Annotated in this window: 20 protein-coding genes and 1 other RNA gene; 9 read left to right on the top strand and 12 right to left on the bottom strand. The window is 63.9% G+C overall.

Translation table 11 applies throughout. From position 1 onward, the window contains the following. Window positions 1-49: 49 nt before the first annotated feature. The 3 genes from Y887_RS05415 to Y887_RS05405 all read right to left on the bottom strand — a co-directional run bounded on the left by Y887_RS05415 (window position 50) and on the right by Y887_RS05405 (window position 3,456). The gene (locus Y887_RS05415; RefSeq protein ID WP_046963362.1) at window positions 50-1,351 is read right to left on the bottom strand and encodes an ABC transporter permease; all 1,302 of its coding nucleotides are present in this window, start codon (window positions 1,349-1,351) and stop codon (window positions 50-52) included. Between the two features lie 11 nt (window positions 1,352-1,362). Further along, window positions 1,363-2,082, bottom strand: coding sequence for an ABC transporter ATP-binding protein (locus tag Y887_RS05410; RefSeq protein ID WP_046963361.1), 720 nt, complete (start codon window positions 2,080-2,082; stop codon window positions 1,363-1,365). Between the two features lie 102 nt (window positions 2,083-2,184). Then, complete coding sequence (locus Y887_RS05405) at window positions 2,185-3,456, bottom strand: efflux RND transporter periplasmic adaptor subunit (protein ID WP_046963360.1); 1,272 nt, start codon at window positions 3,454-3,456, stop codon at window positions 2,185-2,187. 206 nt (window positions 3,457-3,662) lie between these two features. On the opposite strand from Y887_RS05405, the gene glmS reads away from it, so the two are divergent. Continuing rightward, window positions 3,663-5,492 carry a glutamine--fructose-6-phosphate transaminase (isomerizing) gene (gene glmS, locus Y887_RS05400; RefSeq protein ID WP_046963359.1) on the top strand — a complete coding sequence of 610 codons (1,830 nt, stop codon included), beginning with the start codon at window positions 3,663-3,665 and terminating at the stop codon, window positions 5,490-5,492. Between the two features lie 48 nt (window positions 5,493-5,540). On the opposite strand, the gene Y887_RS05395 is transcribed toward glmS, so the two are convergent. Next, a complete protein-coding gene (locus Y887_RS05395; protein WP_146093402.1) occupies window positions 5,541-8,036 on the bottom strand; it encodes a hypothetical protein in 2,496 nt (831 codons plus the stop codon). Between the two features lie 631 nt (window positions 8,037-8,667). Here Y887_RS05395 and Y887_RS05390 point away from each other — a divergent pair. Beyond that, window positions 8,668-9,141, top strand: a complete 474-nt coding sequence (locus Y887_RS05390) for a hypothetical protein (RefSeq protein WP_046963357.1) — start codon at window positions 8,668-8,670, stop codon at window positions 9,139-9,141. 375 nt (window positions 9,142-9,516) lie between these two features. Next, window positions 9,517-10,671, top strand: a complete 1,155-nt coding sequence (locus Y887_RS20650) for a hypothetical protein (RefSeq protein ID WP_046963356.1) — start codon at window positions 9,517-9,519, stop codon at window positions 10,669-10,671. Window positions 10,672-10,805: 134 nt separating this feature from the next. Here the strand turns inward: Y887_RS20650 and Y887_RS05380 are convergent, their stop codons facing one another. The 6 genes from Y887_RS05380 to Y887_RS05355 all read right to left on the bottom strand — a co-directional run bounded on the left by Y887_RS05380 (window position 10,806) and on the right by Y887_RS05355 (window position 18,341). After that, the gene (locus Y887_RS05380) at window positions 10,806-12,662 is read right to left on the bottom strand and encodes an XVIPCD domain-containing protein (protein ID WP_046963355.1); all 1,857 of its coding nucleotides are present in this window, start codon (window positions 12,660-12,662) and stop codon (window positions 10,806-10,808) included. 106 nt (window positions 12,663-12,768) lie between these two features. Further along, window positions 12,769-13,527 carry a hypothetical protein gene (locus Y887_RS05375; RefSeq protein WP_046963390.1) on the bottom strand — a complete coding sequence of 253 codons (759 nt, stop codon included), beginning with the start codon at window positions 13,525-13,527 and terminating at the stop codon, window positions 12,769-12,771. 344 nt (window positions 13,528-13,871) lie between these two features. After that, a complete protein-coding gene (gloA, locus tag Y887_RS05370; protein ID WP_046963354.1) occupies window positions 13,872-14,396 on the bottom strand; it encodes a lactoylglutathione lyase in 525 nt (174 codons plus the stop codon). A 213-nt stretch (window positions 14,397-14,609) separates the two neighbouring features. Further along, window positions 14,610-15,761 carry a copper resistance protein B gene (locus Y887_RS05365; protein WP_425445624.1) on the bottom strand — a complete coding sequence of 384 codons (1,152 nt, stop codon included), beginning with the start codon at window positions 15,759-15,761 and terminating at the stop codon, window positions 14,610-14,612. 119 nt (window positions 15,762-15,880) lie between these two features. Beyond that, the gene (locus tag Y887_RS05360; RefSeq protein WP_046963352.1) at window positions 15,881-17,677 is read right to left on the bottom strand and encodes a copper resistance system multicopper oxidase; all 1,797 of its coding nucleotides are present in this window, start codon (window positions 17,675-17,677) and stop codon (window positions 15,881-15,883) included. Window positions 17,678-17,900: 223 nt separating this feature from the next. After that, complete coding sequence (locus Y887_RS05355) at window positions 17,901-18,341, bottom strand: CopL family metal-binding regulatory protein (protein WP_425445623.1); 441 nt, start codon at window positions 18,339-18,341, stop codon at window positions 17,901-17,903. A gap of 92 nt (window positions 18,342-18,433) precedes the next feature. Here Y887_RS05355 and Y887_RS05350 point away from each other — a divergent pair, with 92 nt between their 5' ends. From Y887_RS05350 to Y887_RS05340, 3 genes are all read left to right on the top strand, one after another. Then, complete coding sequence (locus Y887_RS05350; RefSeq protein ID WP_046963350.1) at window positions 18,434-19,537, top strand: PLP-dependent cysteine synthase family protein; 1,104 nt, start codon at window positions 18,434-18,436, stop codon at window positions 19,535-19,537. Between the two features lie 93 nt (window positions 19,538-19,630). Beyond that, window positions 19,631-21,655 carry a M3 family metallopeptidase gene (locus Y887_RS05345; RefSeq protein ID WP_046963349.1) on the top strand — a complete coding sequence of 675 codons (2,025 nt, stop codon included), beginning with the start codon at window positions 19,631-19,633 and terminating at the stop codon, window positions 21,653-21,655. 140 nt (window positions 21,656-21,795) lie between these two features. Further along, complete coding sequence (locus tag Y887_RS05340) at window positions 21,796-22,566, top strand: SH3 domain-containing protein (protein ID WP_084725928.1); 771 nt, start codon at window positions 21,796-21,798, stop codon at window positions 22,564-22,566. A 218-nt stretch (window positions 22,567-22,784) separates the two neighbouring features. On the opposite strand, the gene fabB is transcribed toward Y887_RS05340, so the two are convergent. Together fabB and fabA are read right to left on the bottom strand one after the other, a co-directional pair. Next, window positions 22,785-23,993, bottom strand: coding sequence for a beta-ketoacyl-ACP synthase I (gene fabB, locus Y887_RS05335; RefSeq protein ID WP_046963347.1), 1,209 nt, complete (start codon window positions 23,991-23,993; stop codon window positions 22,785-22,787). Then, complete coding sequence (gene fabA / locus Y887_RS05330) at window positions 23,993-24,508, bottom strand: 3-hydroxyacyl-[acyl-carrier-protein] dehydratase FabA (RefSeq protein ID WP_046963389.1); 516 nt, start codon at window positions 24,506-24,508, stop codon at window positions 23,993-23,995. The genes fabB and fabA overlap by 1 nt, the downstream gene beginning before the upstream one ends. 342 nt (window positions 24,509-24,850) lie before the next feature. On the opposite strand from fabA, the gene dinB reads away from it, so the two are divergent. From dinB to gph, 3 genes are all read left to right on the top strand, one after another. Further along, window positions 24,851-25,930 (top strand): DNA polymerase IV, encoded by a 1,080-nt coding sequence (gene dinB, locus Y887_RS05325; RefSeq protein ID WP_046963346.1) that lies wholly within the window; start codon window positions 24,851-24,853, stop codon window positions 25,928-25,930. Between the two features lie 93 nt (window positions 25,931-26,023). Further along, window positions 26,024-26,100: non-coding RNA, sX9 sRNA (locus tag Y887_RS18655), on the top strand. Between the two features lie 101 nt (window positions 26,101-26,201). Further along, a complete protein-coding gene (gene gph, locus Y887_RS05320; protein ID WP_046963345.1) occupies window positions 26,202-26,852 on the top strand; it encodes a phosphoglycolate phosphatase in 651 nt (216 codons plus the stop codon). Window positions 26,853-26,947: the final 95 nt, after the last annotated feature.

Below are 26,947 nucleotides of genomic sequence, written 5' to 3'. Positions count from 1 at the left end.
GACCTTCGATGGATGGGCGTGGCGCTCCGCATTGCGGAGGGCAAAAGGATCAGGAAGATTTGAGCTGTAACGCGGGGGCGACCTGGATGGCGCGCCACGACGGCAATATTCCGGCGATCAGGCTCGCGGCGAGGGCGATCGCGAACGTCAGCAGCAACATGCTGATGTCCAGGTGCGCCAGTGCCGCATAGTCCACCGGCTGCTGGCGTACGGCCCACAACCCCAGCCACGCCAACGCCAGTCCGCAGATGCCGCCGACCAGGCCGATGGTTCCCGCCTCCACCAGGCATTGCGCAAAGATCGCGCCTCGCGATGCTCCGAGTGCACGCCGCACCCCGATCTCTCCGCTGCGGCGCAGGAACTTCGCCAACAGCAGCCCCACGGTGTTGAGCAGACACACCAGCAGAAAGCCCATCGCCAGCCAAAGCTGCAGGCGGACATCGCTGGGAACGACCTTGTTGTGATCCAGCCACTCCATCACATTGCGCAGGCGCACATTGTTCGGCCGCGTGAAACGTCCGGAGGCGCGTTGCTGATCGGAGTAGTTCTCCAGGTAGGCCTTGTAGTCGCTTGCCTGCTTGGCGCTCTCAAGCTCCACCCAATACTGCACCCAGCTGCAGGGCGCATTGAGTGCGGTGGAATCGCCGCCCTCGACCTTGCCGTAGCAGTTGGTTCCGCCGGCGTGGGTCATCTTCAGGTCCATCGCAACGCTGAAGGGCGCGTAGAGTTGTTCGTTGGAACCATAGGTATCGGTGATGTCGTAAAAACGTGGATTGATCTTCCATGTATCCAGGACGCCGACGATCCGGAAGGTGTTCTTGTCGACGCGCAGGTCGCGTCCGACGCTATTACCTCCGTCAAACAGCTTGTCGTTCAGCGACTTGCTGATTACCACAACGCGTTCATGTCGCTCGTCGCTGGCACTTGACCAGCCCTGGCCGTAAAGAAACGGTGTGTCGAACATTGGGAAGAAATCTGCTGACGTGAAACGCGATTCCAGCTTGAACGGGCTCAGCCCACTTCGCTGTGGTTCGATCGCCACGTTCCCGCCTGTCATCATCGCCTGGCGCATGGCGCGCTTTTCGCGCAGCAGTGTTTCAGCGTCGAAGCGAGTGGACTGGTAATCGGGTTCTTCTCCGGGCTGGAATCCGGATTTCGGTTCGGCGTCGACCTGCACATAAAACAACCGGTCGCTCTTCTGTGGAATCGGATCGCCCGATAGCACATAGAACACCGTCAACGTGGTCATGCTGGCGCCGATGCCGAGCGCGATGGCCAGCACCATCAACGCGGTGAGTACCTTGTTGCGACGGAAGCTGCGTAACGCAAGATTGAAGTAGTAGCCGAACATGGAGGCGCCTCTTACTCGGCCAGGGTGGGTGCGCTGTCGCGCGAGCGCATCAGGGCGGGATTGCGTTCCAGGTCGGTGGCCTGGCCGTCGACGATATGCACGTTGCGCTGCGCGCGTGCGGCCAGTTCCGGGTCGTGGGTGACCATCACGATGGTGGTGCCCTGGCTGTTGATTTCCTCCAGCAGTTCCATCACCCCGCGTGCCATCTGCGAGTCGAGGTTGCCGGTGGGTTCGTCGGCCAGCAGCAAACGTGGACTGCCAGCCAATGCACGCGCAATGGCGGCGCGCTGCTGTTGACCGCCGGACAATTCGGTGGGGTAGTGCTTCAGGCGCGAGCCCAGGCCGACCTTGGTCAGTGCCTCTTCGATGCGCTGCTTGCGCTCGGCTGCGGCCATGCCGCGATAGCGCAGCGGCACATCGACGTTGTCGAACAGGTTGAGGTCGGGAATCAGATTGAAGCCCTGGAAGATGAAACCGATCTTCCGGTTGCGCAGGCGCGAACGCGCATCGTCGGACAGATGGCTGACGTCCTCGCCGTCGAGCAGGTACTGCCCGCTGGTGAAGGTCTCCAGCAGTCCGGCCAGGTTGAGGAAGGTGGTCTTGCCCGAGCCGGAGGGGCCGGTGACCGCGACGAATTCGCCCTCGCGTACATGCAGGTCCAGCGAGCGCAGCGCGTGCGTTTCTACCTGTTCGGTGCGGAAGACCTTGGAGACCGATTGCATCTTGAGCATTGCCGATTCCTTTGCGAGAGAGGTGTGCGAAAGAGAGTGAGCGTGACGACTGCAACGTGGCGCGCAGTCGTCGGGAGCGTGGAAGCTGCGGAGCTATCGTCTCTAGTGAACGGTGACGCGCGGTGCATCGCCAAAGTTGTCTGCGCCGGACACCACCACGCGGTCGCCGACCTGCAGCCCGGACAGCACCTGCACCTCGCCCAGACTGCTGACGCCCATGCGCACGGGGCGGCGCACCGCGGTGTTGCCGTCCATCACGTAGGCGTAGCTGCCGCCGGATTGTTCGACGAACGGGCCGCGTTCGACCTTGAGCACATTGCGACGCGTGTCCATCACCACACGTGCGCTCATGCGTTGGCTCTGGCGCAGACCCGGCGGCTGCTTGTCGGTGAAGCGGATGCGCGCGGTGACTTCGCCGTTGACCACTTCCGGCGACACCGCCGAGATGGCACCCGGGAACGGTTCGCCGCTGCCGCTGGTGAGCTGGGCCGGCATGCCGATCGCCAGATCGCGCGCAAAGCTTTCCGGTACCTTGATTTCGACTTCGAATTTGGACAGATCCACCACGCCCAGGATCGGCGCGTTCGCCGCGACCTGGGTGTGCTGCACCGCCTGCACCTGGCCGACCTGGCCGTCGAACGGTGCCAGCAGGGTGAGCGCATCCACCTGGCGCTGCACCTCGGCCACCACCGCACGCTGGCGGTCGGCCAGCAGGCGCTTGTTGCGCGAATCCAGGTCTGCACCCTGGCTCTTCAACGACGCGTCGCGCTCGGCGTGTTGCAGGTCGATGTCGGTCTTCTTCAGGGTGTCCTGCGCCTTGGCCAGTTCTACCTGCGGCACTGCGCCGCCATCAAAGCCGCGCTGGTAGCGCTCCAGGTCGCGTGCGGCGGCCTGCTTGTCGATCTTGGCCTGGTCGGTGAGCTTGCTGGCGGTGGCACGCGCCAGGGTCGCATCCAGGGCGGCGCGGCTGGATTCGGCTTCCAGGCCGGCCAGGGTGGCCTGTTCCTGCGCCAGCTTGCTGCGCAGCTCCGGGCTGTCGATGCGCGCCAGCTCCTGGCCCTGCTTGACCACGTCGCCGGCCACCACGCTCAGCGTCACCGTACCGGCCGAGATGGCGTACAGCACGGGGCTGTTGGCGGCGATGACGCGGCCGTCGGCGGCGATGTCGCGTACCAGGTCGCCCTGGCTCACCGTGGCGATCCGTACCCGGCTGGCATCGAAGGAGCGGCTGCCGGCGCTCCACGCACTGATCGCCCAACCGATCCCGGCCAGCACCGCCACGGTGGCGACGCCGGGCCACAGCCAGCGACGCCACGGCGCGTTGCCGGCGGGTGTACGGAGAACCTGGTCCTGGGCAGAAGTGTCACGAATCATGGTCGGCGTGCTCGGTGGCGTCATGCTGACAAAGCAGGCCGCGTGCCAACTTCCAAGTGGCTGATATCAAAGGTATTTGGGCCGATGTGGCGAGTGTCCGCAGTGTCCGCGGACACCCGCGCGGACACGCTGTCCGGGCACGGTCATGCAGTGGACAAGAGCGGACACGCTAAAATGCCGGTCTTCTTTCCTAATGAGCTGTCCCTATGTGCGGCATTGTCGGAGCGATCGCCGGGCGCGATGTGGTCCCGGTCCTGATCGAAGGACTCAAGCGTCTGGAATATCGAGGCTATGACTCTTCCGGCATTGCGGTGCTCGACGGCGACCGGGTCCGCCGCGTGCGTCGCACCGGCCGCGTGGCCGAGATGGCGCAGGCGGCGCAGGCCGAACAGTTCGGCGCGACCCTGGGCATCGGCCACACGCGCTGGGCCACCCACGGCGGCGTCACCGAAGCCAACGCGCACCCGCATATCAGCGCGGGCGTGGCGCTGGTGCATAACGGCATCATCGAAAACCACGAGCAGCAGCGCGAGAAGCTGCGTGCACTCGGCTACACCTTCGAGTCGCAGACCGACACCGAAGTGATCGCCCATCTGATCCATCATCATCTAGCCGACGCCGGCGATCTGCTCGGCGCGCTGCAGCGCACGGTCAAGGAGCTCACCGGCGCCTACGCGCTGGCGGTGATGAGCCAGGCCGAGCCGGAGCGTTTCGTCTGCGCGCGCATGGGCTGCCCGCTGCTGATCGGGGTGGGCGAGGGCGAAAACTTCGTCGCCTCCGATGTGTCGGCCATCGTGCAGGCGACCCGCCAGGTGATCTTCCTGGAAGAGGGCGATACTGCCGAGCTGCGCCGCGATGGCGTGCGCATCTTCGATGCCTACGACGCCCCGGTCGAGCGCCCGCTGCACCTGTCCGATGTCTCGCTGGCGTCGCTGGAGCTTGGGCCGTTCCGCCATTTCATGCAGAAGGAAATCCACGAGCAGCCACGCGCGCTGGCCGACACCATCGAAGCGGCGATCGACGCGAAGGGTTTCCCGGCATCGCTGTTCGGTGCCAATGCAGAAGCGGTGTTGCGCGACATCGAAGGCGTGCAAATCCTGGCCTGCGGCACCAGCTACTACGCCGGCATGACCGCGCGTTACTGGATCGAGGCGATTGCCGGGCTGCCGTGCAGCGTGGAGATCGCTAGCGAATACCGCTACCGCGCCGCGTACGCCAACCCCAGGCACCTGATCGTCACCATTTCGCAATCCGGCGAAACCCTGGACACGATGGAGGCGCTGAAATACGCCAAATCGCTTGGCCACCTGCATACGCTGTCGATCTGCAACGTGCCCGAAAGCGCAATCCCGCGCGCCAGCGAACTGGTCTGCTACACCCGCGCCGGTGCCGAAATCGGCGTGGCCTCGACCAAGGCATTCACGACCCAGCTGGCGGTGCTGTTCCAGCTGACCATGGTGCTGGGCAAGTTGCAGGGCCGCATCGGCGAGGCCGAAGAGGCCGACTATCTGGAGCAGCTGCGCTTCCTGCCGGGCAGCGTGCAGCATGCGCTGAATCTCGAGCCGCAGATCATGGCCTGGGCCGAGCGGTTTTCGCCGAAGGAAAACGCCCTGTTCCTCGGTCGCGGCCTGCATTATCCGATCGCGCTGGAAGGTGCGCTCAAGCTCAAGGAAATCTCGTATATCCACGCCGAAGCGTATCCGGCCGGCGAGTTGAAGCACGGCCCGCTGGCGCTGGTGGACGCAACGATGCCGGTGGTGGTGATCGCACCGAACGACCGGCTGCTGGAAAAGGTCAAATCCAATATGCAGGAGGTGCGCGCCCGCGGCGGCGAGCTGTTCGTGTTCGCCGACCAGGACAGCCATTTCAGCGAATCCGAAGGCGTGCACGTGATCCGCACCCCGCGTCATGCCGGCGTGCTGTCGCCGGTGATCCACACCATCCCGGTGCAGCTGCTGGCATATCACACCGCATTGGCGCGCGGCACCGACGTCGACAAGCCGCGCAACCTGGCCAAGTCGGTGACGGTGGAGTAAGGCCAGCGCTGCGTGCGTGCAGCGCCGGCGTCCATCCAGGAGTCGGCGCTAGCGGTTGAGTACTGCGCAGGTGCTGGCGTCAGTGCTTGTGCAAAGCATGTTGCCGTTGTCAGGGCGGGGCGCATTGATCAAGCGCTGCGGTTCGCCTCCGCCTGCAGTGCGATTGGCGCGGATCAGCGAGTCTTTGACGTTGTCATTCTGGATTCGAAACGCCGGGACGATGTTGTTCTCCAGCAGCGAATTGCTCACCCGATCCCACAGCCCAACGCTGCCGCTCGCACCGGTGGCAAACCGGTTGTTGCGGATGATGGCAGTACTGAGAACGGAGCCGGTGTACGTGCGGTTCTGCAGGCCGCCCTGGCTGATCATCAGATCGCTGCCTTGGACGCTGAACGTTGCGGTCGGGTCTTTCGACGACAATGGATTCGTCGTCGCCTCGACGGTGATCTCATTGCTAAGCATTTGCGAATGCCAGCCGGGTAGCAGCGCCTGGGCAGCGGTGTAAAAACCGTTCGGCTGCACCAGGCTCCCGCCGAAGCGATTAAAACGGTTGTACGCGTGGATCACATCAGCGGAGGGATAGAAGTTGGTGACGGGGCCGGACCCGTTGTAATCGTTGTTGACGAACAGCATCCTGCCATTGGTCGTCACGATGCTCAGATCCGATTGCTGATCCGGGGTGATCTGCCAGGCGCTGTCTACTGTGACTGTGTTGCCGAGAGTCACTGGGTTGCCTGTCAGGTAGCGCTGCTGTCCGGCGCCCTTCCCGGCGACGATCATCGCTGAGTTGCCGTCGGCATCGCAGCGGTACGGCAAATCGATGGCTTGCCTTGCCAATGTCAGTTGCCTCCCCGAGACCGCAGCAGCCTTCCCGAAGTAGTTGCCCGTGCCTTCGTCCATCGTGAGCTGCCACGGTGCGGGCTCGGCGTCGACTGGGTATTGATTGGCGTTGTTGGCGTAATACACATCCCGGCTTGGCGCGCTGAATCCCAGTTCCGACGGTGTACCGTAATAGGGCGCCCCTGCGGAAATGTTCCTGTTGTGGGCGATGAGCGCGTTCTGCGCGTCGTGGTTGAACGCCAGTGCCGTCTCGTGCCAACGCAAGGTATTGCCCTGCACTGTCACGCCATAAACATTGCCGTCCATGAAAATCGGTTTGCTGCTGGTGATATCGTTGCCGGTGATCTGCAAGTTGGATGTGTCGGTGGCCTTGATGCCGGTCGTGTGCGGATCGGTTGCTGTCCGATCTGACGGCCTGCCGAGTGTGATGATGGAGTCGCGTACGAAGGGAATCGAATGCAGGTCTTCTACGGACATGTGTTCGAACAGGATTGCACTGCCTTCGCGCAGCTTTGGCGCGTTGATGGAGAGATCGCGGATGCCGTACACGCCAGCGGCATAATTGATCGGGCGGCCACATTTAGGTTGTTTGGCCGGGTTGTAGGCAGTGGAGCCACCCTTGAAGATCACCGCCGGTGCATCCTTGCTGCCTTCCACCTGCGGAAAGTTCAGCACGGTTGCCTGCTTGCCCGCACCTGCGATGACCGTGTGGTTGGGGATGTTGTCGAAGCCTCGGCCGGACAAGGTGTAGCTGCCCGAAGGAATGGACACCACGCCACCGTTTGCATTGGCCGCGCAGGCGAATGCGGTCGCAAAGCTGGCGTCGTCCGAAGCGCCGTTGCCGATGGGCGGCGCGACGTTGCATCGGGTTTGCGGCCAATTGGTTGCATATCCGATGTTGATACTGGTGATCGTTGTGCGTGGCGCCGTGCGATCCGGCCCGCTGCCGAAATTCTGATAGCGGCTCCACGCGCTTGGGCCACCGGAGCCATTGTGTAGATACAGCTCATAATCGCCTGGCGGCACGTCGGCGGGAACGGCAAAACTCTGCACATACATGCCTTCCTTCGGATTGGAGAGATCTGCGCTCAGGATTCGCTGCACGCTTCCGTTTCTGACCAATGCGATCCGTACCGGTTGGCTCGATGCCGACATCCTGCCCAGTGCCGTGCCGAAGACGTTGAGCCTGCCGCCTGGAGAGGCACCACCGCCGACGTTGCCTTGCACGAACCAGATATCCGGTGCATTCACCAGCGTCGTTGCACCGGTTCCGCTGCCGGTGACGATCCGATACGCATAGACGCCGCGCGCACCATCAGGCAGCTGAAACTTGAGTGATTGCTCGGTGGCCTGGCTCGGCACCACGTTGATCCAACCACTATTGGTGCTGTCGGCGACATCCAACGGGCTGCCGACTGCGCCATCGTCGAGCCGGGTAAGGCGCACTGTGGCGGTTGGGCTGAGATTGCCGCCGCTCACGACGACCGTCTCGTTGCGGTCGACCGGCTGCGATGCCCAGAATGTCATTGCTGTACCTGGCGGCACCTCGTCCGCCCGTGGATAGGCAAGCGATGCAGGAGAAGCCACGCGTCCTGGCGCGTGGTTGGTGCGCAGATCAGGTCGTTGAGATGCGCTGCCATCAGTACTGGAAACGCAAAGCGTGACTGCGATAAAGACCGTAAATGTTGAGGTTTTTACACCCATGTCGGATCACTCCTGATGCGGAAGCGAAGGGCTTCCGGAACGTGCGACCACCACGCGATGCGTTGCGCAAGGATCGTGCAAGACGGTTCAACGGTGGTTGCTGGATGACGACAGCGGTGCATCGCACACGCGCACCCGCCTGCTCAAACCGCAGAGCCAGGGTGCTCAGTGGCGTGGGGCTCGCCGGGCAGCGGCCATCCTAGAGATGCGCAGCTGTTTGAATGCGAACAGATGTCACACAGTCGTGCTCGCTTGGTCTCAATGTCTCGCTGCGGGAGCCATGTCACTTTTTGAGAAGGGTGTCGGCGATGTGAGGAGTCGCGCGCCGCAGCATCGCGCTGCGGAATCGTTCGCTTCCATCTGCTCTCGCGACGCAGTCACCCTGCGATGCGATCGGCAAGGCAGCGATTGTCAGTGGAGCGAGCATTGCAATGGTTGCGCTGTGGTCGCCAGGCGCAGACATCTCAGTTGTTGCGAGTAGCGCGGGTCGACTCGCGGAACGACCCCACTGCCTGCTGGCCGGCAGCAGCTTCGTCAGCGGTTTCTGGCGCTCGACCACAGCCTCTGCCAACGCTTTGGCCCAGCTTATGCATACGCTTCTTGCGAGGATCCACACCACGCAGGAGGACGTATGTACGAGTCTTTCAAACAGGGGGCGCCGGCGGAATTGTGGCAGGCGTTGGTGCGCGAGGCGGGGCAGCGGATCGCACGTCCGCTGGACGAGTCGCGCGAGCATTATCTGGTGTTCGTGTTGCTGCGCTTTCAGCGCGATGCGCATCTGTTGTCGCGCACCCAGGCGCTGGCGTGGCTGCATGCGCAGGATCAGATCGGCAGCGTGCGGGCTGATGCGTTGCGCGATGTCGGCGATGGCTGCCTGCTGATTGCCGGGCTATTCCCCGGCGTGGCGCAGCGCCGTCGTCTCAGCGTTGACTACTTCATCGACCTGGGGCGCGGCGCGTATGCGGAGGTGGCCGACACGCGCTGCAGCGATGCGAGCTTGTTCGCACAGCTGGCCGACAGCTATCGCGAGTTGGTCCGCATCCTGGCCGCATTGCGCACGCCCCGCGATTGGCAGCCTGGGGCGGGCGGGATCTTGCATGCCTGATAGCAGCTAAAGCGACAGCGCAGCCGCCACGCGCGTGCGGCCGGTGCCCGGTGCGGCATCGCCGCCCGTGCACTCAGACGATGAGCGCGCCCCGTCCGCGTCCACCTGACGGCATGCGCGCGACGTATCGTCAGCCGGCCTGAACAATGCGCCCTGGCAGGGGCTGTCCCGACACGCGTCGGGCCCGCCCCGACTGCCATCGCCCGCGTCTGCGCGCACACTAGCCCCGCAGGCAGATCCGCCGGGTGAGTGCCATTACCCGACGATCGGGACCCTGCATTGTTGATCGTTGCAGCGTCGGTTCACTGCGGCGCATCGCGCGCGCAGCATGGGGGACATGCTGCGCGTCGCAACCATCCAGAGGGACATGGATTCATGAAGACGTGTATCGCGGTGGTGCTGTTGGCACTGCCCGGGCTTGCTGTTGCACAAGACCTGCCGCCGGGCTATGCCGGTCAGGGCGGAATGACGCTGCAGGAGATCGACCCCGCCATCTATGCGTATCACTACGACCACGGATTCGTGGGCGAAGATGCGCTGGGCTGGGATCCTGCATTGCAGTTCGCCTGGTCGCGGATCGCCGCTGCCGAGGTTTGCGCACAGCAACCGCCATCGGATGCACTGATCGCCAAGCTGGTGGAGCAGTACGGCAAGGATGCCGTGGTGCACCAGACAAACGGTATCGGTTTCCATGCAGCGCAGATGCGTGCCGCCAGCACGTTCTGTACCCCGACGCGTCATGCAGACGCAGTCGCGGTACTGCCTGCGTTTGCGGGCGGCGACTTTTCTACTGCAACCGCCTATGCCGCCGCTGCCGAGGCGGGGACGGTGGTGGTAGCAGCAGAGAATCAGCCTATGGCCATGAGTGGTGGGGATGCAGCGACCGCGCCATCGCTATCTGCGGACTGGGCATTGATGCTGCCGCTACAGCCGCGCATGATCGTCGCAGCCAATGGTCAGCCTGCCGGCGATGAGATGTTGCACGTGATCCGGCGAGGTCATACCGGCGCGGTCATCGCGGGGCAGGTTGCTGGAAATGTAATTACCGGTGTCCTCCTGGGCAGGATGGGTGGATTCACCTTTGACAAACGCCAGTTGACGGGTGAGGAGATCAAAAGCATCGGCAACCCGGGGTATGCGCTACAGCGCGATGCGATCAACATGCAGTTGAAGCGCTATTTCACCGCCAAGCCCGGCGCGATGCCGATCGATGCTTTTCCGTTGCAGGTGCTCATGTCCGAATGGCGGCTCGTCTACCAGAGCCTGAGCGACGAAGAAACCCCGTACGAACTGCGCTATCGGGTCGGAATTGGCGGTGAATCAAGCGGATTTTTGAAGCGCAAGGCCAGTCCGTACAGCCTGTCGTGCCAGCCTACCCCGCGCACCGCGTCGCTGGAAGAATGGCAAGCAAACGACTACGCTTTGGTCAAAGAGGCTGCGCAGGCCTATAGCGACGAATGTGCTGCAAAACTCGCCGAGCAGTTGCCGCAGTGGTTCCCGGATAGAGCGACTGTTACTGCTTCCAACTGATTGTCGGGTCGTGTGACGTCAGGCATCCGAGCGCTACGGCGATCCATAAAAATCGTCATCAGCGTATCCTTGAACCAGAACGGGCACTGATCCATCGATCAGTGCCCGTTCCGTCTTTCCGGATTGCGGATGCATCAGCCTACTTGGCGTGCCTGGCTACGTTGCTGTTCTTGCTGATCCTGGACCTGCGTTTGCGACTGCGCGTCCTGCCGTACGGCATTGCTGCTTTGCTCCAATGGGCGTTCTGCAGCGCCTGCCTTGTCGGTATAGATCCGCTGGTGCGCCGGGTCGTTTGGCTGACCCTGTACCGCGAACAGTCCGTTGCCGTCCTTGCTCTGCATCACCGCGTCGATGCGTTGCAGACCGCTGACCTTGGCTTCGAACGCCAAGGAACCCGCCGCATTCTCCAACGCGCGACGGTCGGCGAATGCATGCGGACCCAACTGTTCCAGCTTGCTCACCGCCTGGTTGTACAACGGATTATCGGGATTGGTTTTTTCCGACAGCAACGGCGTCTTCTCGGCCTGCTTCAGTGCCTTGAGCGTATCGCCGCCAACGACGCCATCATCCTGCAGTCCGTGTGCACGCTGGAAGGCTTTGACCGCCTCACCCGTTCGCTGGCCATAGGCGCCGTCGGCGCTGAGTTCATTGCCCCTTGCGTCCTTGTAGCCCAACTGCTGCAAGGTCTGCTGCAACTTCAGAACTTCAGCGCCATGCGACTTTTCGCGTAGCACCCCAGATGTTTCTGCCGCAGCCTGCACAGGCGCAGGTTTGTGTGCGTTGCCGTCGTGAGACTGCTGCTTGCTTTGGCTGCGGTCCTGCAGCAACTCGCGCGCCTCGGAAAGCGGGTCGCTGGCATAGAGCTTGACGCCCTTGGCGTGCTTGCGTTCAAGGTAGGCGTCCAGCGAGCTGAGCTCGACACCCTCGCCGCCCCGCGATTGGCTGATCTTGAGCTCGCCATCCTTGGGGTCCCGCACCACCATGGTGATGTGGTCGATGCCCTTGTAGCGCCCCTTGTCCCAACCCAGTGAGCCATTGTCCTCGCCGATGATCATGCCTTCCTTGAGCTTGTCGGCAGTGACGTCCTTGCCCTCGATCAGGACACCAGAACGCTGCTCCGATTTGCGCAGTAACTCAGATGCACTGGTTAAGTTGGGATTGAATTTTTGCTTGTCGGTAAATACTGCTTTGCCGGCCCCCTGATTGATCTCGTCCATGGTGGCGTTCTGCATTTCCACGACCCAACCAGAACAATCGACCTTGCCTTGATTTGGGTCCTTGGAGCCAAAACCGTACTTGACATGGTCATATTTGACGGTGAGATCGTAGGCGGCATTGAGCGCAATGCCCTGTCCATCAGGCTTCTGTTGTTGCGCGGATACCGACTGTGTCGGCGATTGCACCTGCCGATTTTCCGAAACGGGAGCAATGCCTTTTTCAGGAATGCGGATACGGTCCATCTTCGTATCCCAATACTGGACAAACGTTTGCGCCATGTCTTTGTCGGACATACGCTGGAACGTCGCAGCATCCACGCCGGTCAGGGACTTCAGTTCTTTCTCGCCAACATTGTTGAGGATGTTGGCGCGTGTGCTCCCTAGCCCGAAAGATCCCGTGGCGATTGCGGTCTGAAGAGAGCGGTAACCGCTCGCGCCCTGCTGATGGGCCATATACATGTCCAGGCCATCAGGCGCCGATTTACCCGACAGGTAAGGCCGGCCATCGCGTTCGTGTCGGTCGACCAGGGTTGCGCGGTTATCCAGGTACAGCCGCGCGGCTGCATCCGTATTGACCACCGCGTCCAGCTCGCGTCCAGCAATACCGTACTCGCCGGCGGTTCGGGGGGTGAACTGGAATAGTCCTTTTGCACCACTGGCCCCGCGGCTGGCCAACTCGTTGAAGTTGCCGCCGGTCTCTACGTGGGCAAAACGCAGGAAGTCGTCACGTGGGATATTCCGCTCGATCGCTTCGCGTTCGATGATATCGAGCACTTGGGCTCGTGAGTAGTTCGTCGGCATCGCTCAAGATCCTTGATTGAGTGCTGCAGCCACGCGGCTGCAGCGGTAAGCCGCCCGAACCAATTCCTTTGGTCCTGTATTAAGGGGTCGGCAGATACGATTTCTGGGCAGCATCGTACCGGTATACAACCGTTTCGTCACCCCCGCTCGTCGGCGGGCCGGCCGAAACGGTTACTCGCAGCTTGGGCAGGCCGGCTTGCGGAACAAATTCAAGCGTACTGCTGTTCTTGATACAGGGGATTTTCCCAGGCGCGTCCTCGCTACAATCGGCACTATTGTCCTCACCGGCCGGAACGTTGCCGAGATAGGTCCAATGTGTGTCGTCGACGTCCTCGGTTTCCTTCGGGTTGAATACGAGTACGTCGTAGTAAAGGATTCTTACGCCCGACTGCAGACTCCACGTCGGCACGGTCAGGACCAGCCGGCCATCGTCGGTGACAACGGTCTGTGGCTTGCGTGTCGTGTCGACCGTGTTGCCTTTTTCCATTCCGCCGAATTCGCCGATGTACAGCTCTGCGCCGAAAAATTTCCAGGGCGACTTGCTGCCCGGTTCGCTGGTGACGAAGGTGGAGTGGGCCAAGGTCACCTTGGTTTCCGGTGCGGGATAGTGGTTCTCGCGCTCGGCCCCGAACAGCTGGGGGGTCTTCCAGGCAAAGCCGGTGTAGTAACGCGTACCCTCAAGTTGGAACTGCAAGCCGTACCAGAAATGGATCCAGCTGCCATTGGCAATCTCGTAAGACAATGCCCCGTCGCCATCGACGTTGCTGATGAAATACAGCACGCTATCCGGACGGGGCGGCTGGAGCTGTTGGGTGGAACCCTGGGTTGCATCCTGCATGGGAGAAGCGTCCTTGTCTGAGGGTTTGGGGGTGGCGCTGGTCGGGGCGGCGGTTGTCTTCGGAGCTCTGGCGTCCGTTGCCGCCGGTTTGCAGGCGGCGAGCATCGCTAATGCAAGGATCAGCGGAATCTTCCTGACGAGCATTGGGGTGCATCCATTGCGGAGGGCGGCGAAAGTCTACTCCAGCGCGGCGATGTGTCCAGTCGTCGCGCCGGGTCTTGCAGAGCCAGGCTATCTACCGGGCTTGGGGCTTCCAGGCGAGGGGGCGGGGGCTTCGAGTCTGCATTCCTCCTGTTGCATCCCGCATCCGCTGAAGCTTCAGCGTTATCTGGTGGACTGTCTGCTCACGCCAAAGGCGTATTGGAAATGATCTCCACCCAATAGCCGTCCGGGTCCTTGATGAAGGCCAGGTGCTTCATGCGGCCGTCTTCCAGGCGTTTTTGGTAGGTCACGCCGAGGCTGTCGAAGCGTGCGCAGGCGGCGTGGATGTCCGGTACCGAGACGCAGATATGGCCGAAGCCGCGTGGGTCGCTGTTGCCGTCGTGATAGACCGGACCGTCCTGGGTTTCGGTGCCGTGGTTATGGGTGAGTTCCAGCACGCCGGGGATGCCGGCCATCCACAGACGGCGCGCTGCGTCGTCGTCTGGAATCGCGGTGTCCAGCGGCAGCAATGCGAGAAAGTACAGGCTGAATTCCGCCTCGGCGAAGTGGCGCGCATCCAGCAGGCGGAAGCCGAGCACACGCGTGTAGAAATCCAGCGAGCGCTGCGCATCCTTGATGCGCAGCATGGTGTGGTTGAACACGAAACCGCTGGTTTCGGCGGGCGCGGTGCTGGCGCCGGGAACGTGATTGAGATCGGTCAAAGCCATGTTGGGTTCCTCGTAGAACGTCTTGGGGGGACAGGTCGGCGCTGTCGTGGACGCCGATGTTAGCCAGACCATGGTGGTCGGCGTGTCTGCATCGTGCGTGCCGGTGATCTGGACGCCGCGCTGGCGGTCAGCGGTTCATGTCTGCGTCTGCGTGCATGTCGGCCGTGCACTTTGGGATGGGCCGCCACACCGATGCGCGGTGCTGCGGCCAGTTCAAAACCAGATGCGCACGCCGGCGATGAAGCGGCTGTCGCGTGCCGGTTCGTCGTCCAGCGTCGCGCGCGGGGTCCGGTCGCCGAAGCTGCGGTGATGCACCCAGCCGATATAGGGCGCAAACCGGCGCGTGATTTCGTAGCGGATTCGCACGCCTGCTTCGAGCTGGTCCAGCCCGCGGTCGATGCCGCGTTGCCTGTCCTCGCTCAGTGCGATGTCTGCTTCCATGCGCGGTTGCAGGATCAGGCGGTTGGTCAGCAGGACGTCGTATTCGCCTTCCAGTCGCACGACCGCGCGACCGCCGCTACCGACAAAGAGAGTGGCCTCGGTTTCGAACTTGTACGGCGCCAGGCCTTGTACGCCGAACGCTGCCCAACTGCGATGATCGGTGCCGATGTCCTGACGCACGCCCACCAGGACATCCCACCATGGCGAGACGGCATGGCCGTAGAACGCTTCGACCGATGCGTCTTGCGTACGCCCCCGCTGGCGCTCGCCTTCGCTGCGTAACCACACTCGGTCGATATCTCCGCCGATCCACGCGCGCGCCTCCCATTGCTGGCCGCTGGCGCGATCGGTGTCGAAGGCCTCCAGCCGATCGAGCAGCACGTAGCGGTTGACTCCCGTCCCATGCATCGCGTGGCTGTGCAGCGGTGCGAACGCCGCGGCAATGTCCTCGGCGGTTGGCTCTGGGATCGGTTCGCGTGGCAGTGCGGCGCGATGTGGGGAAGCATGCGTTTGCATCGGCATGTCGGCTGCTGCGTCGTGATGCATCCGGGCATGGTCCATGGGTGGGTGCTCCATCGGCGCCTGCTGCGCAGGGCCTGCCGTCATCGATGCGTGATCCATCGCCGCGTGATCCATCGATCCATGGTCCATGCCCGCGTGCGACATGGTGCTGTCAACCGTGGGCGGCGCGAGGTCGGATTCTCGTGTCTCGGCATGGCGCAGTACCGATGCCTCCGTGTGCGTAGCAGGTTTCGCGGCGTCGCGAGCAGGGGCTTCTGCCGGCGTTGGCGTCTGGTCGGCGTGCTGCATGTGCGCGTGGGGCATCTCCATCCCAGGCATGCTGTCCTGTGCAGTTGCCGACGCCGCATCCGGCGCTGCCGCCCTTGGCAAATCTACATCGCCAGCGTTAGAGGTCGTCTGCATCGCATGCGCATGCGCATCGTGCGCCGCGTCGCTACCCGCCGCATCCACGTGCTCCTGCGCAGCCAATGACGCACTCAACACCCACATGCTCACTAACAATGGGCGTAGACCTAACGCGCTCATGCTTCCACCCGCACTTCGCGCATCATGCCTGCTTCCATGTGGTACAGCAGGTGACAGTGGTAGGCCCAACGGCCGAGCGCATCCGCACGCACGCGATAGGTGCGGCGCGTGCCGGGCGGCATGTCGATGGTGTGTTTGCGGACCTGGAAATTGCCGTCGGCATCTTCCAGGTCGCTCCACATGCCGTGCAGGTGGATGGGGTGCTGCATCATGGTGTCGTTGACCAGCACGATGCGTAGCCGCTCGCCGTAGCGCAGCCGCAGTGGGTCGGCCGAGGCGAAGGCGATGCCGTCGAAGGACCAGGCGAATTTTTCCATGTGGCCGGTCAGATGCAGCTCGATCTCGCGACCGGGCGCGCGACCATCCGGATCCTCGAACAGGCTGTGCAGGTCGCCATAACACAGCACGCGACGTCCGTTGTCGCGCAGGCCCACGCCGGGGTCGTGCAGGCGCGGTGCGGTTGCATTGCTGCGCATGTCGATCAAGGCATTGCCATCTTCGCTGGCGTGGTGGTGGGGTGTCTTGTCCGCTGCGCTGTCTTGCGCGTGCTGGGCCGGCATCGGCATCGCATGTGCGGCATGGGGGTCGCCCTGCATCGCTGCGCCGGCGTGCATGGCGTGATCGGCATGCGCCATGCCATCGCCATGTCCCATGTCCTGCATGGTCAGGATCGCGCGTGGGTCCAGTGCGGGAATCGGCGCTCGCAGGCCATGGCGTACGGCCAGCGTGCCGCAGGCGAATCCGGTGCGGCCCATGTCCTGCGCAAACAGCGTGAATGCGTCCTGCCCGGTGGGCTCGACGAGCACATCGAAGGTTTCTGCCGCGGCAATCCGTAGTTCGTCCACGCTGACCGGATGCACGTACTGGCCGTCGGCGGCGACAACGGTCATGCGCAGGCCGGGGATGCGGATGTCGAAGTAGGTCATCGACGAGCCATTGATGAAACGCAGCAACACCTTTTCGCCGGGAGTGAATACCCCGGTCCAGTTGCCGGCCGGCGCCACGCCGTTAAGCAGGTAGGTGTAGGTGTTGGCGTTGACGTCCGACAGGTCGGTGGGCGTCATGCGCATGCGGCCCCACATGCCACGGTCGGCCAGTGTCGCGCGCAGGCCGTCTTCGCGCGCATCGCGCAGGAAGTCGCCCACCGTGCGCTGCGCATAGTTGTCATGGCTGGGCATCTGTTTCAGGCGGCGGAACAACGCCGCCGGGTCGAGATCGGTCCAGTCCGACAACAGCACCACATGCTCACGATCGTGGCGGTACGGCGGCGGTGTCAGCGGGTCGATGACGATGGCGCCATACAGGCCGGCCTGCTCCTGGAACATCGAGTGGCTGTGGTACCAGTAAGTGCCGGATTGGCGCAGTGCGAAGCGGTAGTGATACTCCTGGCCCGGCGCGATGCCATCGAAGCTCATGCCGGGCACGCCGTCCATGTTGGCCGGCAGCAGCAGGCCGTGCCAGTGCACCGAGGTGGGCTGGTCGGTCAGCGCGTTGCGCACGCGCACGCTCACCGTATCGCCCTCGCGCCAGCGCAGCGTGGGCGCAGGCAGGCTCTGGTTGACGGCGATGGCAGGGCGCGTGCGCCCGGTGAAATTGACCGGCAGGCGGCCGATCTGCAGCGACTGGCTGCTACCGCGAAGGACCGGCGTGGTCACCGCGCCGGCCGCACGCGCGTCGGCACGCCACAGCCCGGCACCGGCGGCAAGACCGCCCAGGGCCAGGCTCTGCACGAAACGGCGCCGGCCTGGGGCGGGCGGGGAGGTTGGATCGAACACAGGGGAATCGGAAGACATGTCACCTCCGGCGCGTCTGCAACAGCAGGCAGACGCAGCGCATCGCTGGGAAATCCCGCGTGCAGGGACGCGGGGCGAAGCATGCATGGGAAGGGCCGACAGGCACGGCGCGCGCGCATTGGGCGAGGCATGCGGTGCGCCTGCTGCGCGGGCGCGCGCAGTGACCACCGATGCCGTGCATCGGCGACCCCGCCTGGTGGAGCGCGTCGTGTCGTGTCGGCCGTTAGCCGATGGGAGGTCGAACCGGTTGCTCGTGTGCCGGGCTGCCGCGGCCTGCGTCCAGGGCGGCAGGCACCGCGGAACGACCGGGCATTCCCGTCGGCACCGCAGGCAGGGTCAGCAAGGCCAGGTTGCAGTGTTGCAGGCAGTCGCAGCTGCCCAGCTTGCAGCAGTCGCTGGCGTGCGCGTGCGGGTGTCTGGTCGTGTCGGGCAACCGCGCCGCATCGGCCGCTGGCATGGCCTCATGGCACGGCATCGCAGCCGCCACGTGCGCCTGCACGGTGTGCGTGGCCGCCTGCGGCATGACCCTGTCCGGCATCGCCATGCCCACCGACGCCCACGCGCCGGTGGCCGTATTGGCGACCAGGCACAGGCACAGCAGCAGGCGGAGCAGGCAAGGCAACACGGGCGGTCGGGTTGGTAGATGACGCTGCGAGCATACCACCGGCCTGCAACTGTCCGCCGACTGACCGCCGGCCCCGGCGGTGCGCCTGGCAGCGGTAGAATTGGCGCTTCTTTCGCTTCACGCCCGTGCCCATGTCGCAGCGCCAGTGGGTGGCCGCCGCCATCCAGAAGATCGAGGCCGATTTCAATCGTTCGGCCGACACCCATCTGATCCCGATGGATTTGCCGGGCTATCCAGGCATCGACCTGTACTTCAAGGACGAGTCCAGCCACCCCACCGGCAGCCTCAAGCACCGGCTGGCGCGCTCGCTGTTCCTCTATGCGCTGACCAACGGCTGGTTGGGTGCAGGGCGCCCGGTGATCGAGGCGTCCAGTGGCTCGACCGCGATTTCCGAGGCCTATTTCGCGCGCCTGCTGGGGGTGCCCTTCATCGCGGTGATGCCGGCCTCGACCTCGCCGGAGAAGATTGCCGCGATTCAGTTCCAGGGTGGCCGCTGCCATCTGGTGGAACGCGCCTGCGACCTGGACAGCGCCTCGCACCAGCTCGCGCGCGAGACCGGTGGGCACTTCATGGACCAGTTCACCTATGCCGAGCGCGCCACCGACTGGCGCGCCAACAACAACATCGCCGAATCGATCTTCAAGCAGCTGGCCGAAGAGCCGCACCCCATCCCCGACTGGATCGTCTGCAGCCCTGGCACCGGCGGCACCAGCGCCACATTGGGGCGCTATGTGCGCTATCGCCGGCATCACACCCGCATCCTGTGCGTGGACCCGGAAGTGTCGGTGTTCTTCGACGGCTACTGCCGTGCGGTGGACGGGCAGTGCCCCAAGGAGCTGGCGATCACCGGCGGCTCGCGCATCGAAGGCATCGGCCGGCCGCGGGTGGAATCGAGCTTCATTGCCAGCTGCGTGGATGAAATGATCAAGGTGCCAGACGCCTTGAGCCTGGCGGCGATGCGCCACGTCAGCGCCACCCTGGGCCGTCGCGTGGGCGGTTCCACCGGCACCAACTTCATCGGCGTGCTGCACGCCGCGCAGCGGATGCGCGAGGAAGGCCGGCAGGGCTCCATCGTCACCATTCTGTGCGATGCCGGCGAACGTTACGCGCACAGTTACTACAACCCGGCCTGGTACGTGGAGCGGGCGATCGATGTCACCGACAGCGATGCGGCCATTGCCGACGCGGTCAACGGCGGCGCATTGCCGCAGCTGCCTTGTGCTGCGCTGCAATGATCGCCATATCACAAGCGTGCTGACGCGCCTGGCGTCGGCACCTGCCACCAGACATCTCGTCATCCCTGATCCAGTCCACCGCCGGAGCGCCCCATGACCAACCCGCTGCTCGATCTGTCCGGACTGCCGTCCTTCGATGCGATCCGCCCCGAACACGTGGGCCCGGCGATCGACCAATTGCTCGCCGAGGCCGAGGCGGCGGTGAAGGCGGCCGAACAGGTCAGCCCGGTGCGCTGGGACAGTTTTGTGGTGCCGCTGGACGATGCCACCGAGCGCTTGTGGCGCGCATGGGGCCAGGTCGGCCATCTGCAGGCGGTGATGAACACGCCCGAGCTGCGCGAGGCCTACAACAGCAATCTGCCCAAGGTGAGCCGCTTCGGCAGCGCGCTGGGCCAGAATCTGGCGCTGTATGCGCAGTACAAGGCGCTGGCCGAAGCGCCGGAAGCGGCGCACTACGACGCCGCGCGGCGCAAGGTGCTGGAAAACGCGCTGCGCGATTTCCGCCTGGGCGGCGCCGAGCTCGATGACGACGCCAAGGCGCGCTTTGCGCAAATCCAGGAAGAACTGTCGGCATTGGCGGCCAAGTTTTCGCAGAACGTGCTGGACGCCACTGATGCATGGGCGTACGTGACCGAAGACGAAAACGAACTGTCCGGCCTGCCTGCCGAAGTGGTCGCCGCCGCGCGCGCTGCTGCGGAAAAAGACGGTGTGCCGGGATGGAAGCTCACCTTGCAGATGCCGTGCTATCTGCCGGTGCAGACCGATGCGGACAATCGCGAGGTGCGCGCGCGCCTGTATCGCGCCAATGCCGAGCGCGCCTCCGAATTTGGCGATGCTGCGCTGGACAACAGCGGCAACATCGATCGCATTCTCGCGCTGCGCGCCGAGCTGGCGCAGCTGCTCGGGTTTGCCAGTTATGCGGAGTATTCGGTCGCCACCAAGATGGCGCAAAGCCCCGATGAAGTAATGGGCTTTCTGCGCGATCTGGCCGCGCGCGCCAAGCCGTATGCGCAACGCGACCGTGCCGAGCTGGAAGCCTTCGCCCGCGACGAGCTGGGCTTGGATGAACTGCAGGCGTGGGATCTGTTCTACGTCTCTGAAAAACTCAAGCAGGCGCGTTACAGCTTCTCCGAGCAGGAGGTGAAGCAGTACTTCACCGAGCCGAAAGTGCTGGCGGGTCTGTTCGATGTGATCCACAGCCTGTATGGACTGACCGTCAAACCCGATAGCGCGCCGGTCTGGCATGAGGATGTGCGCTTCTATCGTCTGGAAGATACGCAAGGCGAGCTGGTTGGCCAGTTCTACCTGGATCTGTACGCGCGCGAAGGCAAGCGCGGTGGCGCGTGGATGGACGATTGCCGCAACCGCCGCGAGACCGCCAATGGTACGCAGACGCCGCTGGTGTATCTGGTGTGCAACTTTGGCCGCGGCAGTGGCGAGACACCAGCCACCTTCCGGCATGGCGAGGTCACCACGCTGTTCCATGAAATGGGCCATGGCCTGCATCAGTTGCTCACCCGCATCGGCGAGCTGGGTGTGGCCGGCATCAATGGCGTGGAATGGGACGCGGTGGAGCTGCCCAGCCAGTTCATGGAGAACTTCTGCTGGGAATGGGAGCGCGTGCAGGCGATGACCGCGCACGTGCAGACCGGCGAACCGCTGCCGCGCAACCTGTTCGATCGGCTGCTGGCTGCGCGTAATTTCCAGAGCGGCATGTTCACCGTGCGCCAGCTGGAATTCGCCTTGTTCGACATGCAGCTGCACAGCAGCTTTGATCCAACACAAGATAGCGTGCTGCAACTCATCGAACGCGTGCGCGATGAAGTGGCGGTCAATCGGCCGCCGGCGTGGAATCGCTTCACGCATCAGTTCAGCCACATCTTTGCGGGCGGCTATGCAGCCGGCTATTACAGTTACAAATGGGCCGAAGTCCTCAGTGCCGATGCCTATGCAGCATTCGAAGAGGCGCCCGAACAGGTCGCTGACACCGGCGCACGTTTTCGTCATGAAGTGTTGTCGCGCGGTGGCAGCCGCAGTGCGGCCGACAACTTCCGGGCTTTCCGGGGGCGCGCGCCGAGCATCGACGCATTGCTGCGGCACAACGGCATGGCGGGCTGATGGCGCCCGTTGCGCAGTCGTCACCTGCTACCGGCCGCTACGGCGTTCGCATTGCATTGAGGTGAGCTGTCTTATAAACGCGACGTGACGCCTCTTGGTGAGGCGCAGTGTGCAGTGGAATAGGGCACAAGGAGAGCGCAATGCAGCGACGTTTGTCATGGAGTGTGCTATGGCTGATGGCCGTGGCCCTGCCGGTTTGGGCGCAGCACGCCGGCCACGCCAACGGTCTGGTTGGCCTGCGCGCCGGGCCTGCTGAAGAGTATCGACGTGTGGGCGAAGTTCAGCCCGGTACTGCGATTCAGGTCTATGGTTGTCTCGACAGCGGCACCTGGTGCGACGTGCGTTCACCGGAGGCACGTGGTTGGATTCCTGCGACGTCAATCGTGCTCAATCACGGTGCCCTGACGCGCGTGGTGCCGAAAGTGAAGTTCTCGCTGGACGCCTACTGGGACACGCACTATCGCGGCCGCGAGTGGACGGTCGAGAGCGAACGTGCGTTCTGGCGTGATCACACGCCTGGGGACGCGCTGCCACTGGAGCTCCTGGCACCTGGCGAGGGCGTGCCGGCGGACGGAGTGCAGTCCATGGCAAGACGCGCCAAGGCCCAAACACGGGCAGAGACCGAGCGCACCCAACGCGAGCGCGCCGTGATCGATCGGGCTGCGCTGAATCGGTTGGACGCCGATAGGCGGGACGAAAAAATACATAGATGCGAACGCTCGGGAAGCCAGGACAGTGCCGTGCAGAGTTGTATCTCCCAGGCACGCAGCGACTACGATCAATCGGTCCGGCAACGGTGTGAAAGCTCACCAGGCCAGAACAGTGGCTTACAGAGTTGTATCGACCAGGAACGCATCGACTACGAGCAATCGGTTCGGGAGCGAAAAAGTCGCGACCAGCAAGATCGTTAGCCGGCGGTGCGTCGAACGAGGTCTGGCATGCACTTGGCAGGTCCGTGTGGCGGGCGCCTGGTGGCGGTACGAACCGCGCAAACCTCAGGTTGCCGCGCCTGGCCCGCAGTCTCGCCCGATTGCGTGCAACACCCTGGCCGTCACTGTGTTATCGGCGCGTTTGTGTCATCGCCGCAACCGGTGCCACCGCAGCGTGATCGCGGTGGTGGCACCAGCCATTACACCCGCCCGAACACCAGCGTGCCGTTGGTGCCCCCAAAGCCGAAGCTGTTGGACATCACCGTGTGCAGGCTCGCTTCCTGGGTTTGCCGCAGGATCGGGAAACCTTCGGCGCGCGGATCGAGTTCGTCGATATGCGCCGAGCCGGCCATGAACCCGTCGCGCAACATCAGCAGGCTGTAGATCGCCTCGTGCACGCTGGCTGCGCCCAGCGAATGGCCCGACAGCGCCTTGGTCGACGACAGCGGCGGCACGTTGTCGCCGAACACCTCGCGCACGGCGCCCAGTTCGGTGACATCGCCCAATGGTGTGGAGGTGCCGTGGGTGTTGAGGTAATCGATCGGGCGATCCAGCCCCTGCATGGCCATGTGCATGCAGCGCACCGCACCTTCGCCGCTGGGCGCCACCATGTCGGCACCATCGGAAGTCACGCCATAGCCGAGCAGTTCGGCATGGATGCGTGCGCCGCGTGCGATGGCGTGGTCGTAGTCTTCCAGCACCAGCATGCCGCCGCCGCTGCCGATGACGAAACCGTCGCGCTGCGCATCGTAGGGACGTGAGGCCACTGCCGGGCGATCGTTGAAGCCGGTGGACAGCGCGCCCATCGCATCGAACATCACGCTCATGGTCCAGTGCAGTTCTTCGCCGCCGCCGGCGAACATCACATCCTGCGCGCCGTGCCGGATCAGATCCGCGGCCGCGCCGATGCAATGCGCCGAGGTCGCACAGGCGGCCGACAGCGAATAGCTCAGGCCGCGGATCTTGAACGCAGTGGCCAGCGAGGCGGAGACCGCCGAACACATCGTGCGCGGCACCATGTACGGGCCCACCTTGCGCACGCCACGGTTGCGCAGCAGGTCGGCGGTTTCCACCTGCCATTGACTGGACCCGCCACCAGAGCCGGCAATCACCCCGGTGCGCAAATCGCTGACCTGTTCGGCGCTCAGGCCCGCATCGGCGATGGCATCGCGCATGGCCAGATACGCGTACGCGCAGGCATCGCCCATGAAGCGTTTGAGCTTGCGGTCGATCAGGCTGTCCAGATCCAGCGCCACCGCGCCGCCCACCTGGCTGCGCAGACCGGCGTCGGCGTGATCGGGCAATGCAGTGATGCCCGAGCGGCTCTCACGCAATGCGGTGGAGACGGTGTCCAGATCGTTGCCCAGACACGAATTGATGCCCATTCCGGTGACGACGACACGACGCATCAGAAGTTCTCCGTCGAAGTGAACATGCCCACGCGCAGATCCTTGGCGGTGTAGATCTCGCGCCCGTCCACCAGCATGCGTGCATCGCTTTGCGCCATCACCAGCTTGCGGTTGATCACGCGGCTGACATCGATCTCGTAGCTCACCAGTTTGGCGCTCGGCAATACCTGACCGGTGAACTTGACCTCCCCGCAACCCAGCGCGCGTCCGCGACCGGGCGCGCCGATCCAGGTCAGGAAAAAGCCGGTCAGCTGCCACATCGCATCCAGCCCCAGGCAGCCGGGCATCACCGGGTCGCCGATGAAGTGGCAACCGAAGAACCACAGGTCCGGGCGAACATCCAGCTCGGCGCGGATCACGCCCTTGCCATGCGCGCCGCCGCTGTCGTTGATCTCGGTGATGCGGTCGAACATCAGCATCGGGTCGTTCGGCAGCCGGCCGCTGTCGGGCCCGAACAATTCCCCGCGCGCGCTGGCCAGCAATTGGTCGCGCGAATACGCACTTTGACGAGTCATCACAAACGTGTCCTGCAAGGAGCGAATGGCGAAGCCGGCAAGGGTGCATGAGCCGGCGCGGTTCAATCAAACGTTTTATCCGTACGCATGCGTGCTGTTTTCAGGCGATTGCAGGGTGCGGTGCACACTGTGGAGGCTCGGTAGCTCGCGCCTTTGCACGCCATCCGGTCATGGCCAACGGCCGGATGAGGTGCAAAAGCGTGGTGGTCCAGGGCTGAAGGCAATGTCCATGCCGGCGGCGGTCGCGCCCGTTTCGCGCCGCTTTCCCGTTGCTACTGGATCATGGCGTGAGACGCGGCTGCTTTATCATGGCCGCATCCTGAGTGGAGAGACGCCAGCTTGATGCGCAAGATCGTGCACGTGGACATGGATGCGTTCTACGCGTCCGTGGAGCAACGTGACGATCCCGGCCTGCGCGGCAAGCCGGTGGTGGTGGCCTGGCGCGGCGCGCGCTCGGTGGTCTGCGCCGCCTCCTACGAGGCACGTACCTTCGGCATTCGCTCGGCGATGCCGGCGTTGCGCGCCGAGCGGCTCTGCCCGGATGCGGTGTTCGTGCCGCCGGATTTTGCGCGCTACAAGGCGGTGTCGCGACAGGTGCGCGAGATCTTTCATCGGCATACCGATCTGGTCGAGCCGCTGTCCCTGGACGAAGCCTATCTGGATGTCACCCAAGCCAAGACCGGCATGCAGCTGGCCACCGAAATCGCGCAGCTGATCCGCAGCCAGATCCGCGACGAAACCCAGCTCACTGCATCGGCCGGCATCGCGCCGAACAAGTTCCTGGCCAAGATCGCCTCCGACTGGCGCAAGCCAGATGGCCAGTTCGTCATCGCACCCAGTCGCGTGGATGCGTTCCTGCTGCCGCTCAAGGTCAATCGCATTCCCGGCGTGGGCAAGGTGATGGACGGCAAGCTGGCGGCGTTGGGCATCGTCACCGTGGCCGATCTGCGACTGCGCCCGCTGGAAGAATTGCAGGCGCATTTCGGCAGCTTCGGACATAGCCTGTATCGCCGCGCGCGCGGCATCGACGAACGCCCGGTGGAACCGGATCAGGAAGTGCAGTCGGTGTCCTCGGAGGACACCTTCAGCGAGGATCTGGCGCTCGATGCACTGGATCCGCACATCCTGCGCCTGGCCGAAAAAACCTGGCTTGCCACGCGGCGCACCGAACGGATCGGGCGCACGGTGGTGCTGAAGCTGAAGACCTCGCACTTTCGCATCCTGACCCGCTCCTACACACCGGAGCAGCCGCCCGCGTCGCTGGACGCATTGGCGCAGATTGCATTGGCGCTGACCCGACGCGTGGAGCTGCCCGACGAGACGCGCTATCGCCTGGTCGGCGTGGGGCTGAGCGGTTTCAGCGATGCCGACGAAGGCGCGGTGCAGGGAGAGTTGTTCGGCGAGATGCCGCCGGCGCAGTGAATGCGGCCTCATGCCCGAGGTGCCGTGTGGTAGAGCGGCTCACGTAACGATTGTGTCCACCGCCAGGCGGGCATGTCCGGTGCTCGCTGCTGCATGTATCACTCGTGGACCGCGGTTCTAAGCGCACCGTCCACACCCACCAGATGGCTGCTCGCTACGTTTGGTTGGCCGCTCTTGGCCTGTTGCATGCAGCATCTCCACCGCGCACGCTGACGCGCTCTGAATCCTGCCGCTCTTACACTGCAGGCCGCTCCCCAACGAGACTGTGCGCATGTTTCCGTATCCGCTGGTGATCTTCGACCTGGATGGCACGCTGGTGGACAGCGCACCCAATATCGCCGAAGCGCTCAATGCCACCTTGCAGGAACTCGGGCTGCAGCAGTTCAGCGAGGCGACGATCCGCGGCTGGATCGGCGAAGGCGTGCACGTGCTGCTCGCCACCGCCCTGCGCGAAGCCGGCGGTACCCATGACGCCGATACCGAGATGCCGGTGATGATGCGTCATTACGAAGCCTGCCTGCTGCATAACCCGCAGCTCTATTCCGGTGTCGGCGAGGCATTGACCGGGTTGCGCGAGGCCGGCGCCACGCTCGCGTTGTGCACCAACAAGCCGTCGCGGTTTATCGCGCCGCTGCTGGAGCATCTGGGCATCGCATCGCAGTTCAGCAGCGTGCTCGGAGGCGATTCGCTGGCGCAGCGCAAACCCGATCCGGCACCGCTGCTGCAGCTGGCCAGGCAATTCCAGCACACACCGCAGCAGTGCCTGATGGTCGGCGATTCGGCCACGGATGCGGCTGCCGCACACGCAGCGGCAATGCCCCTGGCGATGGTGCGCTACGGCTATCTGCGCGGCTTCGATGTGCAGACCGCCGGCGCGGTGGCGGTCATGGATGACATGCGCGAGCTGCTTGCGTTGAAGTAAACCGTGCGAGGGAGTCGGCAGCGGTTGCAGGCGGCCTCCATCATCGATTGCAGCACCAGCGCCGCCGTCGGTTTGCCGCGCTGGATGAACATCGC

Origin of the sequence: Xanthomonas pisi DSM 18956 (genome assembly GCF_001010415.1) — a bacterium.
In the GTDB taxonomy this organism is placed as follows: domain Bacteria; phylum Pseudomonadota; class Gammaproteobacteria; order Xanthomonadales; family Xanthomonadaceae; genus Xanthomonas; species Xanthomonas pisi.
Note: the sequence above shows the minus strand (reverse complement) of the source record. Positions and strands in the feature narration are given on the sequence as shown.